The sequence below is a fragment of the Micromonospora sp. NPDC053740 genome, from assembly GCF_040677775.1.
GTDB lineage: Bacteria > Actinomycetota > Actinomycetes > Mycobacteriales > Micromonosporaceae > Micromonospora > Micromonospora alfalfae.
Genome location: NZ_JBFASO010000003.1, coordinates 704,171 through 723,452 on the forward strand (window position 1 = coordinate 704,171; position 19,282 = coordinate 723,452).

Here is a 19,282-nt window from a genome sequence, read left to right on the forward strand (position 1 = left end):
TCAGGTCTTCGCCCACCGCAGGATTTCGCCGAGCACCAACTCCGGTGCCTCCAGGTGCGGGAAGTGCCCCACCCCGTCGAGCAGTCGCCACTCGTAGGGGGCGACGACGTACCGGCCGGAACCCAGGGCGGTGCGGGGCAGGGAGGCGGTGTCCAGGGCGCCGTGCAGTTGCAGCGTCGGGGTGGACAGTGGCTTCTGCATCAGACGGACGAACCGGTAGCCGTGCAGTCGCAGCAGCGAGCGGAACGCCCACCGGTAACCCTCCAGCGCGCAGAACGCGGCCTGCGGGATGCACATCGCCTCCCGGCACCGCTCGGCGTACGCCTCGAAGTCCGGCCCGGCCACCCACTGTGGGCCGCCCCAGCGGCGCACGATCTCGCCGACGGCCGCCGCGCCATCGCGGGTCAGGACGTGCTCGTAGCGGGGTAGCTGGAACTTCAACGCCGGAGTGGAGGCGGTGAACTGCCCGCGCGGGTCGGCGAAGATGGCGGCGCGCAGTCGCAGCGGGTGCGGTGCCCCCAGCACCACGAGTCGGCGGACCAGTGACGGGTGGAACGAGGCCACCGTCCAGGCCACCATGCCACCGAGGCCGCTGCCGACGATCGTCGCGGACCGTTCACCGAGCGCGCGGATCAGCCCGGCGATGTCGGCGGCGAGGGTGTAGCCGTCGTACCCCCGGGGTGGTTTGTCGCTGGCCCCGTAGCCGCGCAGGTCGACGGCGACCGCCCGGAAGCCGGCGTCGGCGACCGCCGGCAGCATCTGGTGCCAGGCCCACCAGTGCTCCGGGAAGCCGTGCAGGAACAGCACCATCGGCCCGGTGCCGCCCTCGACCACGTGGAACCGGCTGCCGTTGGCGCCGACGAAACGGTGCGTCCACGGCCCCTCGGTGAGGACACAGGACTCGTCGACGGCCCCGCCGCGCTGGTCGGTCATGGCAGACAGCCTAGGACCCGGTTGCCGCAGGCGACCCTGGCGGTCGCGTTGAACAGGGGAAAGCCCCGGGTTGCCCCGGACCGGGACCAGGGGAACCGGCTCGACCAACTCGGTCCGGGCCACCGGGGAGGTGGCGCAGAAAGGGCGACGCCCGGGCAGGTGACCTGCCCGGGCGTCGCTGGTTGGTGCGGGATCAGTGGTCAGCTGATCCGGATCTTCATCGAGGTGCCGTCCTGCTCCAGAACCTTGATCTTGACACCGGTCGCGGGGAGCTTGACGCCGTGGTTCGGCAGCTCCTCGTAGAAGTACTTCTTGGTGTCGTCGAACAGCGGCTCAGCGGCCTGGCCACGGATGTACTGCGGCTGGCTGTTGAGGTGCAGGGTGAACGAGTCGGCCTTGTTCAGGCTGAACGGCGCGTCGTACATCTGGACGCGGGCCCGCCACGGTGCCCCGGTCAGGTTGTAGATCGGGCGCGGGTGCGCGTCGATGTACAGGTTGCGACCCTCACCGGGGTGACCACCCGGGTTGGTCGGGGAGGCCGGGGCGGTGTTGTTGTCGGAGAACCGGGTGTTCCAGTACGAGATGAGCAGGCCCTCCTGGTACGCGTAGTGGTCCACCCAGTCCGGGCGGGTGTTCGCGTAGCCGAAGAAGTACGGGCCGGTTTTCAGGTACTTGTCGTACGAGACGTACGACCGGTTGCCGGCGATGTAGAAGTTGTCGAACAGTTGGGTGTAGGTCGCCCCGACCACCTCGAACTTCTCCAGGTTCCAGCCGGCGTCGGTCTCGGCGCCGTCGCTGAACACGGTCTGGCCGTCGGCGGTCACTGTGATCGCGTCACCGAAGAAGCCGCCCTCGGAGACGCCACCGTCGGTGACGTAGTGCAGGCGGACCTGCGCCGACTTGCCGGCGACCGAGGTCAGCGGGATGTTGATGTCCGCCCAGGCGCCGTTGCTGCTGCCGGCGAGGGCCGGGCGACCGGCACCGTCCACGCCGATCGGCTTGCCGTTGACAGTGCCGTCCAGGTCGGTCCAGGACTGACCGCCGTCTGTCGACGCCTCGAAGTAGAGGTAGTCGTAACCCGCTTCGATGCTGTACTTGCCCTTGAGCGACAGCGCCGCCGCGGACTTGCCGGTGAGGTCGAACGTCCTCGTCATCTTGCTGTCGAGGTTGTCGTCGTTACCGGAGAAGTACTGCTTGGAGCCTTCGAACGGCGGACCGTAGTTGAAGGTGTATTCCCTCTGGGGCAGCACGACCACGACGGCCTGTGCTTCCTTCGAGTTGTATTCCTGTGGGCCGAGCTTCAGCGTCTGCTTCTGCCCCGCCGCGACCACCTCGTAGTCGAGCCAACCGAGCTGGAACTTGTTCCACGCGCCGAGGTCGCCGCCACGGTCGCCGATGCCGGCGTCGTTCTTGGCGCCGAGCCGGCTCTGGGCCATCAGGGTCCAGTGCTCGTTGCTGTTGTCCGCGGGGCCGTAGTCGTCCGGCAGGCCCAGGTCGTGGCCGTACTCGTGGTAGAAGACGCTGCGGCCGCCGTTCTCCGGCTGGATCGTGTAGTCGCGGATCCAGATGCCGGTGTTGCCGATCTGGGTGCCGCCGATCGGGAAGTTCGGCGGGCCCACGGGCGAGCTGTTGAACGCCGACCAACGGTGGCTCCAGATCGCGTCCTCACCCTGCTGCGGGTCACCGTCGGCCTGGTCGCCGCCGGAGTGGACGATCTGGAAGTGGTCGATGTAGCCGTCCGACTCGTTGAAGTCGCCGTCACCGTCGTAGTCGAAACGGTCCCACTGGTCGAAGGACTTCATCTCGGCGGCGATCTGGGCGTCCGTCCGGCCCTTGGCCTTCTGGTCGGCGACCCACTGGTTGGCGGCGTCGCGGATCAGCGCCCAGGTGTTCGAGCAGACGTTGTCGGCGCAGACGGCGGGGTCGTTGGCCGGGTCGTCCGAGTCGTCCGCGATCGGGTCGTCGGAGCGCCCGTAGCGGGCCTCGTTGTACTTGACCTTGACCCAGTCGGTCACCTCACCGTCGACGGTGTAGCGACCCGAGGACTGTGCCTCGTAGTACTGCTTGAGCGACTCGTCGCCCGGGTTGGTGCCGAAGTAGAGCTGGCGGAAGTGCTCCGGGCTGAAGTCCGGCTGCCAGATGGTGGAGTTGTCCACGGCCCGGTTGGGCTCGGGGATCTTGTTGTGCAACGGACCGTCGAACGTCGCCGGTCCGGCGATGTCCGGGTTCATGTCCTTGTCCGGGAAGGACGGGTGGCGCTCGTCGCCGAACTCGGCCAGAATCACGAAGATCTTGTCGGTCCGCTCACGCTTGAGCTCGACGTACTGATCCCTGGTCTCCTGGCCGCCGCCGGCGGCGGAGCGCGCCTTGGCGTTGGTGCCCGTCTTGCCGACCTGGCCGACCTTGACGACAGTGCTGCCGTTGCGCTCGATCGGCTTGCTGCGCCCGCTCAGCACGTCGGCGAGACCCTGCTCACGCAGCTCGCGGCGCTTGTCCTCGAGCTTGTCGGGGAGCTCATCCTTCAGTGCCTGTGGTTCGGCAGCGGCCGGTGCTGCTGCCGGCAGTTTGGGCTGAGGCGCCGCCGAGGCGGACGGGCCGAAAGCCAGGCCTGTCGCCGTCAGTGAGAGCCCGAGCAGACCCACTGCGACTTTGCGCACGTGGTACCTCCGGTGTGAGGGAACCGGCCCAACGGGGGTACGGGCCGGTGGGAGATCGATCCCACTAGTGGGACCATTGGTGAACATAGTTACTGGCGGGACGGGTGGGAAGACGAACGCGTCGATTTGTTGCAAGATTTTGTTGGGAACGCTTTTCACCGTCACACCCCGCCGGTTCATCAGCCACGCTGACCAGCGTGGACCCGGACGCGAACGTATACAACGACATTTTTCGATCAAGCTGATCGCACATACGACAGTGGGGCCGGCAGCGTCTCCGCCACCGGCCCCACAGTCAGTTGTCGATCCGCGAAACAGTTACTTCTTCGCCGGGGTCACGTAGATCATGGCCGACGAGTTGTCCCCGGCAGCCTTCTTGATCGTCAGCGAGACGCCGTAGTTCACGCCCTGGTCGCCGGGGTTACCGGTGCCCAGCACGATCGCGCCGCCGCCCAGGGTCACGCCGTAGAACTCCGGCGCGGGGCTGCCGTCCGGGTTGGTGACCCGGGTGGTGTACGGCGCGTTGTTGCGCGACGGCAGGACCACCGACGCGTCGTTGTCCCGGGCGTAGGCAGCGCCGTCGCGCATCTCGATGCCCGGGTAGTAGCCCTTGGCGTCGGTGAACGCCTTCACCGGCGGCAGTCCCTTGAACTTCGTGCAGTAGGCGCTGTACGGCTCGTCGGCCGCCTCCAGGCACTCGGTGAACGGGTACGTCCGCTGCAACGTGAAGGCCGCGTTCGACGACTGCGGGCGGCTCGGCAGGTTGTCCGTCACCGACGGGTCCTTCACTGCCGCCTCACCGGTGCGCCGCAACGGGTCGAAGTGCGAGTCGACGATGAGCAACCCGCCCTTCGCGCCGTAGCTGGGCAGCGCGGTCATCTGCCCGGTGACGTGGTTGACGTCGCCCAGCGCGGTGTCCCGGTACCAGACCAGCATGCCCGGCGCGTTGTAGGAGATCCGGTCGACCTTCCACGCCTCGTGCGAGTAGATGGTGTCGTAGGCGTACTTCAGGCCCTTGTCGAAGCCGTCGAAGTTGCGCCACTCCGCCAGGTAGAACTGGGCGTGCACCTCGGTGCCGCTGGAGACCTTCCAGCCCCCACCGGTGGTGTCGACGAAGGTGCCGCCGGTGGCCGTCCAGCCGTTGGCGCCGCCCTCGACGTCGTCACTCCAGGTGGTGGCGCCGCCGCCGGTGACCGAGAAGTCGTCGACGAACCAGTTGCGCTCCTCGAACGCCTCGTCGGTGGCCTGGCGCAGCCGCAGCTGGACCGTCGTACCGGCGTACGCCGACAGGTCGACGTAGTCGTGCCGCCAGCCGTCGGTGCTGCCGGTCAGGCCGTACTTCTTGCCGCCGAAGTCGTTCATGCGGCCGTTCGGGTCCGGGTAGCCGTCCGGCGTGGTGACCACCGTGCCGCCCTCGTCGTACACCTTCTGCTCGGTCCAGGTCGTACCGCCGTCGGTGGAGAGCTCGACGAACCCGTAGTCCCAGTCCTCCTCGATGATGTAGTTGTTCCACATCCAGAACTTCGAGTCGGCCGCCGCGGGCACGTCGACCGAGCGGCTCAGCTTGACGTCGGCCCACTCCTGGTCGTTGTTGCTGTGCCACATCTTGGTGCCGCTGTGCGGGGTGGCCAGCGTCGTCACCTTGTCCGGCAGGTCGACCTTGATGCCGTCCTCGGAGTCGATGGGGGTGCGCGACGTCTGGCCGAGCTTCACCTCGCGCGGGTTCGACCCGGGGCGGATGGTCAGCGGGTCGGCCCAACCGAGCACCCACTTGTCCCAGATGCCCATGTGCGTCGGCAGCGCCTGGAAGATCTCACCAGAGTGCGAGCCCGAGGCCATCAGGTCCCAGAAGTCCACGTCGGAGTCGGCGTTGCCGGACGTGTCGTAGAGGTCCGGCAGGCCCAGGTCGTGGCCGAACTCGTGGGCGAAGACGCCGACGCCGGCGTCCTCCGGCTGCACGATGTAGTTCGACGCCTTCAGGTTGGTGCCCGGGATGGTGTAACCACCGGCGACAGTGGAGGAGTGCGCCCACACGGCGTACACGCCCTCGGCGCCGCCGCCACGCGACTTGCCCTGACCGGCGTGCACCAGCACCAGGTGGTCGATCACGCCGTCCGGCTCGAAGACGTTGCCGTCACCGTCGCGGTCGGCCTGGTCCTCGATGTCGTAGTCGGCCCACGGGAAGTTCGGGTCCTTCGCGACGAGCGCGTCGATCGCGTCGGTCGCCAGGCGGCCCGCGCCGGCCGGGTTGTCCGGGTGGCCGTTCATCGACTGCTCACGGCCGGGAACCCACGCGCCGGTCTCGTCCTGGAAGCAGCGGTTGGCCGCGTACCAGCCCTCCGAGTGCGGCACCGTGATCCACGGGCTGGACTGCCCGTCCACCGTGTACGCGTTCTTGGACATCTCCAGGTACATGTTGTGCATGGTGCGGCCGGACAGGTCGATGCCCTTCTTGCCGTCCGGGCCCTTCAGGTCGGTGCGGACCCGCTCGGTGATGCCCTTCTTGCTGTAGAGCATCTTGTTGTAGTGCTGCGGCGAGAAGTCCGGCACCCACATCGAGTTGTTGTCCTCGTGGGGCAGGCGCGCCGGGTCTGGGATCTTGTTGTGCTTCGGGCCGTTCTGGACGGTGCCGGGGACGCAGGTGCGGTCCTCGAACACCGTCTTGGGGACCATCACGCCGGTGAAGTCGTCGTTGGCCTTGTCGTTGAACTCGACAAGCAGCGTCAGCAGCTTCGCCGTCTGGGTGGTCGGCGCCTTCTTGAACTTGCGGGGGTTCTGACCCGTCTTCAGCGACTTGGCCTCGTCCTTGGCCAGCTGCCGTGCGGTCACCGGGTTGCCCCGGGCGTGCTTGCGGTCGAACGCGCGCGCGGACTCCGCGGCAGGGGTGTAGATGCCACCCTTGCCCTTCACCTCACGGCCGGTGGTGTCCGGCTGCACCTCGGGCTCGGCGTAGTTGATGTAGTGCTCGTCGGCGCCGATCACCGCCTGGGGGGTGCCGGACGGCGACTGGGCCGCCGCGCTGCCACTCACGGTCAGTGACGTGGCCGCGAGGGCGATGGCGGGCAGCGCGACGAGTAGTCGTCGCCGCGCCCTGGACTGCGGTTTGTGGTTCATGCCGCTCCGTTTCTCGGGCATGGGGAGGAGGACGTTGGCGTGGCCGACCATCGAAGCGATGTGTGTCGAACTCTTCCAACCTGCGTGAACCTAAAGCACAACTGGCCGAAAGGACAGAGGTGATCTACGCCTGTGCCCGTTCAGCTTCTCCAGACTCCCCCGACCGACCGATGTGACAGCGGTGAGCCGGCGCGGACCGTGCCCGTAAGACATGACGGAGGGTGGCGGTCCGCACGGACCGCCACCCTCCAATGAGTACGCCTACCGTCAGTCCTCGTCGGACTTCGTACCGCTCATCCCCGAAGAGATCAGGTCCATCACCGAGGAGTCCTGCAACGTGGTCACGTCGCCCAGCGACCGGTTCTCCGCCACGTCCCGCAGCAGCCGGCGCATGATCTTGCCGGAGCGGGTCTTCGGCAGCTCCGGCACCAGCATGATCTGCCGCGGCTTGGCGATCGGGCCCAGCGTCTTCGACACGTGGTTGCGCAGGTCGGCGATGAGCTGCTCGCCCGCCTCGCCAGCGATGTCAGTGCTGCCGCGCGGAATGGCGAACGCGACGATCGCCTGACCGGTGGTCGGGTCGGTCGCGCCGACGACAGCCGCCTCGGCCACCGACGGATGCGACACCAACGCCGACTCCACCTCGGTGGTCGAGATGTTGTGCCCGGACACCAGCATCACGTCGTCCACCCGGCCGAGCAGCCAGATGTGCCCGTCGTCGTCCTTCTTCGCACCGTCGCCGGCGAAGTACATGCCCTGGAAACGTGACCAGTACGTGTCGATGAACCTGTCGTCGTCACCCCAGATGGTGCGCAGCATCGACGGCCACGGCTCGCGCAGCACCAGATAGCCGCCACCGCCGTTCGGCACCGACTGGCCCTGGTCGTCCACCACGTCGGCCACGATGCCCGGCAGCGGCGTCATCGCCGAACCCGGCTTGGCCGCGGTCACCCCCGGCAACGGCGAGATCATGATGGCGCCCGTCTCGGTCTGCCACCAGGTGTCCACCACCGGCAGCTCGCCCCGGCCGACGTGCTTCCGGTACCACATCCAGGCCTCCGGGTTGATCGGCTCGCCGACGCTGCCCAACAGGCGCAGCGAGGACAGGTCGAAGCCCGCCGGGATGTCGTCGCCCCACTTCATCATCGTCCGGATCAGGGTGGGAGCGGTGTACAGGATGCTCACCCCGTACTTGTCGATGATCTCCCAGAACCGGCCCTTGTGCGGCGTGTCCGGGGTGCCCTCGTACATCACCTGCGTGGCGCCGTTGGAGAGCGGGCCGTACACGATGTAGGAGTGCCCGGTGACCCAGCCGATGTCGGCAGTGCACCAGTAGACGTCCGTCTCCGGCTTCAGGTCGAACACGGCATGCGTCGTGTACGAAGCCTGGGTGAGGTAGCCGCCGGTGGTGTGCAGGATGCCCTTCGGGCGGGCCGTGGTGCCGCTGGTGTACAGGATGAACAGCGGGTGCTCGGCGTCGAACGGCTGCGCGGTGTGCTCGGCCGACGCGGTCTCCACCGTCTCGTGCCACCAGTGGTCCTTCTCCGACCACGCCACGTCCTCGCCGGTGCGGCGCACCACGAGCACGTGCTCCACCGACGGGGAGTTCGCCACCGCCTCGTCCACAGTGGGCTTCAACGCCGACGGCTTGCCCCGCCGGTAACCACCATCAGCGGTGATCACCACCTTGGCGCTGGCGTCCTGGATCCGGTTGCTCAACGAGTCGGCGGAGAAGCCACCAAAGACCACACTGTGCGCGGCCCCGATCCGGGCGCACGCCAACATGGCCACCGCCGCCTCCGGGATCATCGGCAGGTAGATCGCCACCCGGTCGCCGGCGGTCACCCCCAGGTCGGTGAGCGCGTTCGCCGCCCGGCAGGTCAGCTCGTGCAGGTCCGCGTACGTGATGGTGCGGGTGTCGCCCGGCTCGCCCTCCCAGTGGATCGCGACCTTGTCGCCCCGGCCCGCCTCGACGTGCCGGTCCAGGCAGTTGTACGCGACGTTGAGCTGCCCACCCACGAACCACTTCGCGAACGGCGGGTTCGACCAGTCGAGCACCTCATCCCACTTCTTCGACCAGGCCAGCCGATCCGCCTGCTTCGCCCAGAAGGCCAGCCGGTCGGCCTCAGCCTCGGCGTACGCATCGATGGTGACGTTGGCGTGCGCGGCGAGTTCGGCCGGCGGGGGGAACTGGCGCGTCTCGTTCAGCAGATTGGCCAATGCCTCGCTCATGCCGTGACTCCTCATCCTCGGGGTGACCTGGGTCTCGATGGCACGAGGGTAGTCGCGGGGCATGCAACCGGCCACGGCTGCCCACTGCGTCGCGCCGAGTGGCCCCCGCCGCGCGCCCGGCGGCCCGTCCCTGCGCGGAGTGCCTCGATCGACACGAGCCGTGCCGGCGTGCGTGGGCCGAGTGCCTTGATCGACACGGGTTCACGGAAATCGCGGTGTCCGCCTGACCTGGACACCGCGATTTCCATGAACCCGTGTTGACCTTGCCGAGACTGCCGCGCCGGGTCGGTTGTGTGGCCGCGCCGGCTCGGTTTGCGGCCGCGCCGGGTCGGTTGCGTGGTCGCGCCGGGGTCGGTTTGCGGCTGTGCCGGGTCGGGAGGTGCCGCGCCGGTCGGGTGGTCCGGGTCGCGTTGCGGGCGGGTGCGGCCCGCCGCGCCGGACCGGGTCGTTAGCGTGGCGGGGTGACCACCGACCCGCTCGCGCCCCTGCTCGCGCTCGCCGACATCGCCGCCGCCGTCGAGCAGGCGCGCGCGCGGTTCGACCAGGCGCTCGGCCACCGGGCGCTGCGCCGGCACGGTGGACAGGTCGCCGCCGAGGTCAGCCTCCGTTCCGCGGTGGCCAGTGCGGCCCTTGAGGGGGCCGGGCACGAGCGTGAGGCGGTCCGGGCCGGCACCGTCACCGACCCGGTGCTCCAGGGGGCGCTGCGGGTCGCCGGAGCGCTGCCGGGCCTGAGCGAGCTGTGGCCGAAGGCGCCCCGCCAGGCGCTCGCGAAACTGCACGTACTCGCCGCACGGGACCTGGTGTCGGAAGCCGAGCTGGGCCGCCCGGTCACCGACCCGGTGGTCGCCACCCGGCTGGACGGGCTGGCCGGCCTCGTCGCCGGCGGCACGAAGGTCTCCCCGTTGGTGCTCGCCGCTGTCGTACACGGGGAGTTGCTGAACCTGCGCCCCTTCGCCGGGCCGTCCGGCGTGGTGGCCCGCGGGGCGGCCCGGCTGGTGCTGCTCGCCAGCGGCCTCGACCCGCGTGGCCTGCTCCCCGTCGACGTGGGGCACCGCGAGCGGGAGCCCGAGTACGTCGGCGCGGCCGGTGCCTTCGCCACCGGCACCCCGGACGGACTGCGCTCCTGGCTACGCCACTACATGGCCGCCGTCGAGGTCGGCACCGACCAGCTCACCGCCATCGGAGACGAGATCCTCGCCGCCGCCTGAGCGGCGATCGGTTCCGCCGGCCCGTCCTCGCGGTGTCGATCATGGAGTTGTGGTGCCCCGCAAAAGGTGCCAATTGGCCGAAGGCGCCCACCACAAGCCCATGATCGACCTGGACGGGGTGGGGCCGGGTGGTCAGGCGGTGGTGGCTGCTCGGGTTCGGCGGTGCCGGCCGTACCAGGCGATGCCGATGGCCACGCCCACCCCGACCCCCAGGGCCGCAGCGGCCACCGGAACCGCAGGACGTTCCCGCAGCCGCCGGCCCAGCGGGATCGGGTGCCGGAACTCCAGCACCGGCCACGCGTTCTCCGACGCCAGCTTGCGCAGCTGCCGGTCCGGGTTGACCACACTCGGGTGGCCGACGCACTCCAGCAACGGGCGATCGCTGTACGAGTCGGAGTAGGCGTACGAATCAGCCAGGTCGTAGTCCCGGGCGGCGGCCAACTCGCTGACCGCCTCGACCTTGCTCGGGCCGGCCGCGTAGAACTCGACCTCGCCGCTGTACCGGCCGTCCCGCACGGTCATCCGGGTGGCGATCACGTCGGTCACCCCGAGCAACTCGCCGATCGGCCGGACCATCTCCTCACCGGACGCCGACACCAGCACCACGTCCCGCCCGGCCGCCTGGTGCTCCTCGATCAGGGCGGCGGCCTCGGCGTACACGTAGGGGTTGATCAGCTCGTGCAGCGTCTCCGCGACGATCTGGCGGACCTGCTCCACCTGCCAGCCCTTGCAGAGCGCAGCCAGGTAGTCCCGTGTTCGGGCCATGGTCTGCTCGTCGGTGCCGCCCAGCCGGAACATCAGCTGCGCGTACGCCGACTTGACCACGTCACGCCGGGTGATCAGCCCATCCCGGTAGAACGGCCGACCGAACGCCAGGGCGCTCGACTTGGCGATGACGGTCTTGTCCAGATCGAAGAAAGCGGCACTTCGGCCCACGGCGCGAAAGTCTAGCCGGATGGTCTATCGTCGGCGGGTGCCCGGGGTCATGCCACCCCTCAGACCTGCGGGCTCTCCGCTCCGCGTGATCACGCTCACACTCTGCGAGGAGATTTTCGCAGTGAGTGGAGGCAGCACCACTCGACGTGACGGGCCCGCTCAGGCAGACTTGTCCGTACGACGAGCTTTCACATCCTCGAAACAGGCAGACCCTCAGCGGTTGCACCCCCCGTGACCGCTGAGTGGTTCGGCTCGACCCCCCCGGAGCCGAACCTCCGACGACCCCCGTCTCCCCCCGACGGGGGTCGTCCCTTTCCCGGGAGCGGTTTCGGCCAGGTGAAGATGTGCCTCCTGGATCTTCCGGTCGGAGTGACTAGGGAAGGTCAGCCGAACTCGCTCGGTGTACTCCTCAGGCGTGCACCTCGCCCCGCGTTCGCCATCCGGCTCGGCTCTGGGGTGAAGTTGCCCTGCCAACGACTCAAAGCAGTCTTCAAGCGAGCATTTTCCGCCCGAAGGGCGCCTTCTACGCCATCCCGCGCGGTCAGTTCGTCAACGACGGCCCGGAGGAAGGCGTAGACCTGTTCCTCGGCCAGGCCGCGTCGCCCGAGCTTCGCGCGACCGAAGCGGATTCGCTTGACCTGCTCGGGGCAGAGCCGGGCCAGGCGCGACGCGGCCCGGACGACGCCTACCGAATGCAACCTCATTGCAGCCTCCTCGATGTTGAAACCGTCGTGCGGGTCTTCCGGCTCGCGCTGCTCAGGCCGGCAGGGGATGGAGGATCGGGTGGTATCCGCCCGGTGGCGGGAGGGGCGGCCGGAGTGATCATTCGCAACCCGGCGCGCTGCACGAAGATCTCTCGCCGGTCGACTGCCCTGCCCGTACGGTCGAGTGAGTAGCCGGTCAGCCAGACCCAGCCGTCGTACGTCGGCCGGTCGCAGACTTTGATGACTCGGAAGATCAGCGCGCGATCCCCGCCGAACTGCACCGACGCGTCGCTGCCGACGTGCAGAACATCGCCCGGCTTTGGAACCATCACTGCCCGCCCTCGATCAGTGGATGGGCACCGAAGCAGGCGGGCTGTGGCCACGGCCGACACCGCGAATCGCCTGCCTGCACCTGCTCCGGTGCCCTGCTCAGGACGCATCCGCTACGACAAGGACGGCCGGTGCCGGCGTAGTCCGGGCACTTCCGTTGTTGCGGCCGAATCGGCGCAGGCGCGAGGAGTCGGACGCCGTTTTGATACGTGCATCTCAGCGTTCAGTACGCGCACAATTGCGGTGGGTGAGAAGTCCATGGTGGAGATGGAACACCCGGTTGTGGAGACCGATCGAGGACCGAAACAGCACCTCTGGCGGACCTCGGGCGGACACCATGAGGACCTGTCTTGTGGTCAGGACCTCGCGCAGGTGAGCGTGGAGATAGCCCATCAGGAAGGCGTCGACGATGGCCCGAGATCGCCGCGAACCTCGAACCGTCCTGGAGTACCTGATCCAGTGCAGCGACCGTACGTACGAGGAACTGGCCGACGAGTTCAGCCGCATGGACTCCCGCGCGGCGATCAGCGCGCGGCACCTCGGGCGGCTGGCACGCGGCGAACGGGACCTGGCCTCGTCAAACCCCGCCACCCGGCGCGCGTTGCAGGCCATGTTCGGCAAGCCGGTCGATGAATTGCAGCGCCCCTGGGCATCCCACCAGTTGACCCCTGCGCCGGCCCGACACCTCATCGTCGAGCCCACCGGCGCCGGCCCGGAAAGGAACCTCCTCGCCATGGCCGCACAACGCGCCCGCCAGTACGCAATGCTCGCCGCCGAAGCCACCTCCCCGGCAGCCATCGACCAGCTCACCGAGGACGTTCAGCGCCTCGCCCTGGCCTACCCACAACGACCGGTCAGCCAGATCCTGCCGGACCTGGCCGAGACTCAGGACACCCTGTTCACGCTGCTCGAACGTCGCCAACAGCCGACCCAGTCGCGTGACCTGCACTTCCTCGCTGGCATCACCAGCGGCCTGCTCGCCAAAGTCTCGCACGACATGGCCGACCCGCACTCCGCGATGCTGCAAGCCCGAACCGCTGTCCTCTGCGCCGACCAGTCGGGCCATCCCGGGTTGCAAGCCTGGCTCCGCGGACTTCAATCGCTGGTCGCCTACTGGGCCGGTCGGTACGCCGAAGCGGTCCGCTATGCCGAGGCGGGACGCGAGTACGCCACCCAAGCAGGCGGCACCTCGGCCGTCTGGTTGCCCGTCAGCGCTGCACGCGGCTACGCCGCACTCGGTAATGCGGAACAGGCCAAGGCCGCCATCACCGAGGCTGAGGACACCTGGTCACGGGTACGCCCCGACGAGATGGACGAGATCGGCGGCATCTGCACCTTCAACCAGCCCCGCACGCTCTACTACGCCAGCGACGCCCTCGCCTGGCTGTCCGGCGAAGCCGACGCCACCGAGCGCTACGCCCTGCGTGCCGTTCAGGCGTACTCCGACCGCTACGACCCGGCGTGGGCCTTCGGCGACCAGGCCGGCTCCCACACCAACCTTGCCATTGCCCGCGTCGCCAGCGGAGAGCTCGATGCCGCCACTGATGCCCTCGCCCCCGTGCTCGATCTCCCCGCCGATCAGCGCATCAACGGCGTCATCCACTCGGTCCGCCGTGTCCACCAGGCCATCACTCGTGCCGGCCACGCCAATGACGCTCGTGACCTCATCGATGGCATCGAGCACTTCACGCGCACGCCTGCCAACGCCCTTCCTCGATAAGGCACCATCAGCACATGTACCCGATCACCATCCCCGGCCGCGTCATCACTCTTCGCGAACTGCGACCCGATGACGCGGCCGACGCTTTGGCGATCGTCGGTGACGATCGGGTCACGCAGTGGCTCTCGTTCGACAGCCGCGACCACGCCGCCACTGTCGCCATGGTTGAGGGAGCGGTAAGCCGCGCGCAGCTCGACCCGCGCATCGAGTACTACCTAGCGGTCGCTGACGCCTCAGATCGGATGATCGGCTTCGCTCGCCTCGGACTCAGCGGGCACCAGGCCGCCAAGCTCGGTTACGCCATCGGAGCGGAACACTGGGGCCACGGCTACGCCACCGATGCAGCCCGAACCATCATCGACTACGGCTTTCGAGAGCTGAAGCTTCACCGCATCACCGCAGCTATCGGCCCCGACAACGCTTCCTCCATCGGCGTCGCCAAGCGGCTCGGGATGCAGTACGAAGGCCGGCTACGCGATCACGTCTTCACCAACGGCGCCTGGCGCGACTCCCAGCTCTACTCGATCCTCGCCCCAGAGTGGAACGACACCGCCGGCTGACGCCATCGTCGCTCAGCACGCGGGCGAGCAATTCCGATCATGGCACCGGTACGATCGCCGCCATGCGCGACGCCGACACGCCGCCGCAGGATCCCGCCGACCGCCCCTACGCCCGCACCGAACTCACACCTCGCCAACGAGCGGCCGTCATCCGAACCGCCGCAGCCGAGGTACGCCAGCGTGTGCAGGAATGGCGAGACTCGCCAGGCTGGCAAGACACACCGACGAACGCTTACCGGCATCAGGCGACCGTGGTCGCACTGGCGGCCCTTGACGCACTACCCGAGCCGGCGACTGACCAGGAACTCGCCGGGCTCGTCGACGCCGTCAGACCCGTAATTGCTGAGTGGCGGCCGAGCCGACCTGGCCCCGAACAGCAGATCTTTATCGCGGTCGAACGACTCCAAAAAGCGTGCGGTTAGCACCGACTGCGCCGAATCTCATACGTCTTCAAGGCGGCCCTGAACGGGCCGCACGCGCCGCCGCCTGGGCGCGCGTCCGTCGCTCCGCTGGCGCTCCGACTCCGGTCACGCAACACGCCCGGCGGCTGGCGCGGAGAGCGAAAGCCCAAGGGGGCCGCCGCAGAACGACAGGCCGGTGACGGGTGCGACCTAGACAGCTTTCTACCAGGCGGCCTCGTTCGTCGGCTCCGCACCGCGATCAGTGCGAAACATGATAGTACGACAGCCTATGCGGAGCACGGCGACGTTCCGATGTAGGACACCCTCTGCGGTGTCAATCGTCAGTCCGGCAAGGCGCCTACTGTGCTCGAGCCACAGAGCACCGCCAGCTCAACCGGGATATACCGCTCGAACACATTCATCTCAGGCGGCCCCACGGCCGATGACTGGGCTTGACTGGCGGACGCGCACCACCGACCATTGTGTCGGCTGAGTCCGGGAAGTTGCCGTGCGTCTGGCGTGCTAGGGGTACGGACCCGGGCTCAGTCCCTTTGCCAGCTTCCCATGCGTGTGGAGCGAGTGTCCGTGGTGGCCCACAGAAAGAGGGCATGTGCAGACCAATGTACCGCGCCACCGGCACGTCCGTGGATATAAGAAACGCCATCGTGTGCTGAGTGTGTTGATTGGCATGTTGACGGCGCTAACTCCGACGACGGCCACGATGGCTGCTGGCATCCAGCCATCAGAGACCTCCACGACTTCTCCGCAACCATCACAGAAGCAGTCACCAATTCCTGAACTCGAACAACAAAAGCTCAAAGAGGAAGTCCGGAAGCTTAAACAAGAGAACGAGCGTACAACAGGAATCGCTGGATGGCTCGCTCTTTTCGGGCCAGCTCTGGCTGTCCTAGTCGGCATCATCGGACTGGTATTGACTTTTTGGAAGCAAATCAGCGAAAACTCGAACCAGAACCGAGAATTCACACGACTGCGTAATGCCGAAATGGAAGAGCGCAAAAATGCAAGAATTGCCGAAAAGCGCGAAAGGGAGGCCGACAGGCAGCAGCGCGAAACCGAAAGCCTTCGGCGTTTCGACGAAAACCTTGCGATCACTATGCAGAATCTCGGTTCTGGCTCAGAAGCCTTACAGTTAAATGCTGCCGCGGCTTTATCGGCTCTGGTGCGCCCACGCCACGATGAGTTTCTACCAGATCTTATAACTGTAACCATTGCCAATCTGAAGATTGAGCACTCTCCGGCAATGAGCAAACTACTGGTGACCACCCTTCAACGCTGCTTGCACCGCGCATCTCAAGTTGATGGGTGCTATCAAATGCTGGACGGCCTCCTCGACCTATCGCGTTCCACTATTCCCCGCATCAACCTTGAGGGGATCGACCTATCTCAGCTTAGAATCGACATAGCATATGCAAGTATGAAAGATAGCAACTTCACGAACAGTTCGATTCCGCGAGCGCTTGGCTATGCTGCGATAGCAGACGGCTCTAGGTTCTCAAACTCTAACCTCACAGAAGCGCGACTAAATAAAATCTCCGCTGAAGGCGCCCATTTCCATAGGGCCACCTTAGTCTCAGCCTCTCTTAAGGAGGCGAAGCTTAAAGGCGCCGGATTTCAGCAAGCGAAATTGCAGTCTGCCCACTTCGAGGGAGCGGACTTGCGAGGCGCCCGATTCGAACGGGCTAACGTCAACAACGCCTACTTCACAGGGGCAACCCTCGACAGCGCCGCTATAGAAAGCCTGCGGCTGTCGTACAACTGGCAGAACGCCCATTTTGACCAATCCGTGGCAGACCGGCTGAGACAGCGCCCCGCGTAGGTATCACCCCACCAAGACCCAAACGGACGCAGCCTGGCTTCTAGAACAGAGATTCCTGCACTTCCGGAACGCTTACAGCATCCGAAAACACCATAATCTCATTCGCTTTAACCACTCTATGAGCCGAATAGTTTAAAGCGAAAACATTCCTACGACGTTGTTCGTAGAGACGCGCCACCTGCGGTACGTTGTCGTATGTAAGAACCCACATGCTCTCGGAATGCTTGTTAAGGCAATTTGCCAACGCTATGTGATCAGATTCGTCGAAGGCATTCAAATAGAGCGACCCTGCCTTCTCGAAGTACGGTGGGTCAGCATAAATAAAAGTGTTCGACTGACGCGCATATTCTCGAATGACGTCGAGGCCGTCAACATTGCTGACTGTTATATACTTTGAGTACAGATCTATGATTCGAAGACGTTCACCCAGTGCATTTTTGTTGAAACGAGCATCGATCTTATAGTTACCGGATTGGTCTTTACCGCCGATCGGACCGCCATTAAGAACACCCGAACGATTCGTGCGATTCAAGTAGAAGGTAGCGAACCCCAGCTTGAGGAAGTCGTCCTGCACTGTCAGGTAAACTTCCTTTTGACGCTCCCACTCTTCCACATTCAGAGTCGCGTTCTTCACCAGTGCCGAGAAAGCCTTGGGCTCTTGCGTAGCAGCACGCCAAAAAGCGTATACGGCTGGGTCTAGGTCATTGATAACAATTCGCTTTACCTCGCCGGAGGCAAGCAGGCCCAGAGCAGCACCTGCTCCGCCGGCGTACGGCTCAACGTAGGTCGTGTTGGATGGCCGGTTCGACCGCACAAGAGCCCGCAAGGTGCTCAAGAGTGACCCTTTGCCCCCTGGATACCTAAGGGGCGAAACGGATAGCCGCCTCAAGTCCTGACGCCGAGTGAAGCCCGTCATGCCTTAAGCACCCACTCGAGAATCGGCTTAACCGAAGTCCACGCGGCTCTTACTTCGAAGGGTTCAGCGAGCACGAGCGGGTTGTGATTAATAGCGTTCATCTGTGTCGTCATCGGGAATTCAGCTAGCGGACCGTGCTTAACTTTCTTAATAAGCTCGGCGACGTTTGTATCCCTGGTCGAAGAAGCCGCCCGCTTCTGCAGCCATTCCAAACACTTATCCAACGTTACGCGCTTACCCGTATTCAACTCGACGGTGATGTCAGCACCAACAACGTCGGCATACTTCTTGATGGTTTTCTCAGTCACCGTGCGCAGGAGATCATATGTCGCATTCGGAAATATATCAACATTTAGTTGACCCAATTCACGCAAGAGAGCCGGCACCGCTGAGACTGCCATGCTAGCCGGCACTTCGAGACCTGAAACATCGAGCTTTTTGGTAGCGCGCTTGGGTCGATCCTTTTCAACAGGTGCCTGATCAGTAGCCTTCAGTTCCTCTGCGGGGATGCCAGAAGTGTTAACCGAAGCAGGTAGCGCACCTCTGCTTGTAGGCGCATGACGGGACGAAGGACCGTCTGCAGGAGACGCACCTTTGCCAGGATCAACTAGCTCTACTTGACGATCGGCATCAGCGCTACGCGTAAAGTCGGAGGTAGGCTCAGGCGAAGGTGGCAGAGCGTCAACAAAAGCGTGCAGCTCGCGCATATACGCCTGGTAAAAGTCGCCGTCCTGCCTATTCAGCGTTCGCGTATTGAGTCGGCCCTCGATTACATCCTCGACAACCTTCTCCGCGACCGCGAAGAATATGCGCTTACTCCCCGTCACTCTAACCGAGGCGGTCTTAGCTATTACCTCGATACCTGCAAGCCGCTGGAATCCCTCGTACTCATAAAGTCGTTCAAGGATTGAAACTTTGACGGACTTGCCTTCGTGAACAGCCTTCGCGTTACGCTGGTCTTGATAGGGCACCGACTTAAAGAGCTTCAGGACCTCGGCGCGCACAACAAAATCCCGCACCGGAACAGTGGGATATAGTTCTAGCAGCTGATCCAGACTCAAACCCGCGTTAAGCTGGGCCTCAAAAAACGCCGCCTGCCTGTCCGGAGACCATGCTAGTCGCGGATTGCTGGTATGCAGCGCTGCAATAAGTTTATCTGCCTGCTCCTGGCTCGGTGCGACTTTCACGGAGACCTTAAGAAGGCTATCCCTGTCGGCAGCATCCATAGCGTCCACGTACTTCTTCACGCCGGAGGCGTAGGCCGGAACAAGAATTGGATTCTGGATTGCCTTTAAAGCAGCGAAGCGACGGTTTCCCTCAACAACAACGAGATCTTTTCCTCGCCGGACAACAATCGGGACCTCATGCGTTAGGAAACCCAGTTGCGTGATGGCTTGAACGAGATCCAAAACCTTAGCGTTAGCGAATAAGTCATTTATAATCAATGACGGCGGGGTTTCTCCGGTCAGCCCAAGACGCACGTTCAGCGGATCCAACATGACACCCGTCAGAACGTTGACCTTACGCTCTGGCCACGTTCTCATGTCTAGTAGCATCCAAGCCCTCGTACTCGTTGCGAGCTAAAAATATTTGGCGATATTAGCACAAATGATCCATCTCGTCCATAGGTGAGATTTTTAGCGCTTGTTCGGCTCTTTGGCTAGCCTTGAATGTGCTGCCGAATTGGTCTCTTTTGGATCAAGGGGCCGCGCAGGCGCGGCCCACCGGCTGCGG

Annotated in this window: 13 protein-coding genes; 5 read left to right on the plus strand and 8 right to left on the minus strand. The window is 65.3% G+C overall.

The window, feature by feature from the left end:
- The 4 genes from AB0K35_RS12115 to acs form a co-directional block, all read right to left on the minus strand.
- Window positions 1–933, minus strand: coding sequence for an alpha/beta hydrolase (locus AB0K35_RS12115; protein ID WP_238668775.1), 933 nt, complete (start codon window positions 931–933; stop codon window positions 1–3).
- A 200-nt stretch (window positions 934–1,133) separates the two neighbouring features.
- Entirely contained in the window at window positions 1,134–3,575 is a 2,442-nt protein-coding gene (locus tag AB0K35_RS12120) for an immune inhibitor A domain-containing protein (protein WP_238668907.1), read from the minus strand.
- Window positions 3,576–3,908: 333 nt separating this feature from the next.
- Window positions 3,909–6,704: an immune inhibitor A domain-containing protein gene (locus AB0K35_RS12125; protein WP_238668776.1), complete on the minus strand. Its 2,796-nt coding sequence runs from the start codon at window positions 6,702–6,704 to the stop codon at window positions 3,909–3,911.
- Between the two features lie 267 nt (window positions 6,705–6,971).
- Window positions 6,972–8,936: an acetate--CoA ligase gene (gene acs, locus AB0K35_RS12130; RefSeq protein WP_363885130.1), complete on the minus strand. Its 1,965-nt coding sequence runs from the start codon at window positions 8,934–8,936 to the stop codon at window positions 6,972–6,974.
- Between the two features lie 461 nt (window positions 8,937–9,397).
- Between acs and AB0K35_RS12135 the strand changes: the two genes are divergently transcribed.
- Window positions 9,398–10,144, plus strand: coding sequence for an oxidoreductase (locus AB0K35_RS12135; RefSeq protein ID WP_363885132.1), 747 nt, complete (start codon window positions 9,398–9,400; stop codon window positions 10,142–10,144).
- Window positions 10,145–10,276: 132 nt separating this feature from the next.
- On the opposite strand, the gene AB0K35_RS12140 is transcribed toward AB0K35_RS12135, so the two are convergent.
- Window positions 10,277–11,080 carry an HAD-IB family hydrolase gene (locus AB0K35_RS12140; protein ID WP_030486293.1) on the minus strand — a complete coding sequence of 268 codons (804 nt, stop codon included), beginning with the start codon at window positions 11,078–11,080 and terminating at the stop codon, window positions 10,277–10,279.
- Between the two features lie 383 nt (window positions 11,081–11,463).
- A complete protein-coding gene (locus tag AB0K35_RS12145) occupies window positions 11,464–11,784 on the minus strand; it encodes a DivIVA domain-containing protein (protein WP_363885134.1) in 321 nt (106 codons plus the stop codon).
- A gap of 739 nt (window positions 11,785–12,523) precedes the next feature.
- Here AB0K35_RS12145 and AB0K35_RS12150 point away from each other — a divergent pair.
- The 4 genes from AB0K35_RS12150 (at window position 12,524) to AB0K35_RS12165 (ending at window position 16,632) form a co-directional block, all read left to right on the plus strand.
- Window positions 12,524–13,834, plus strand: coding sequence for a hypothetical protein (locus AB0K35_RS12150; RefSeq protein WP_363885136.1), 1,311 nt, complete (start codon window positions 12,524–12,526; stop codon window positions 13,832–13,834).
- A 14-nt stretch (window positions 13,835–13,848) separates the two neighbouring features.
- Complete coding sequence (locus AB0K35_RS12155; protein WP_363885137.1) at window positions 13,849–14,394, plus strand: GNAT family protein; 546 nt, start codon at window positions 13,849–13,851, stop codon at window positions 14,392–14,394.
- A 62-nt stretch (window positions 14,395–14,456) separates the two neighbouring features.
- Window positions 14,457–14,816: a hypothetical protein gene (locus tag AB0K35_RS12160; RefSeq protein ID WP_363885139.1), complete on the plus strand. Its 360-nt coding sequence runs from the start codon at window positions 14,457–14,459 to the stop codon at window positions 14,814–14,816.
- Between the two features lie 589 nt (window positions 14,817–15,405).
- Window positions 15,406–16,632: a pentapeptide repeat-containing protein gene (locus AB0K35_RS12165; RefSeq protein WP_363885141.1), complete on the plus strand. Its 1,227-nt coding sequence runs from the start codon at window positions 15,406–15,408 to the stop codon at window positions 16,630–16,632.
- 40 nt (window positions 16,633–16,672) lie between these two features.
- Here the strand turns inward: AB0K35_RS12165 and AB0K35_RS12170 are convergent, their stop codons facing one another.
- A complete protein-coding gene (locus tag AB0K35_RS12170; protein ID WP_363885142.1) occupies window positions 16,673–17,548 on the minus strand; it encodes a DNA adenine methylase in 876 nt (291 codons plus the stop codon).
- Window positions 17,545–19,092: a hypothetical protein gene (locus AB0K35_RS12175; RefSeq protein WP_363885144.1), complete on the minus strand. Its 1,548-nt coding sequence runs from the start codon at window positions 19,090–19,092 to the stop codon at window positions 17,545–17,547. The genes AB0K35_RS12170 and AB0K35_RS12175 overlap by 4 nt, the downstream gene beginning before the upstream one ends.
- Window positions 19,093–19,282: the final 190 nt, after the last annotated feature.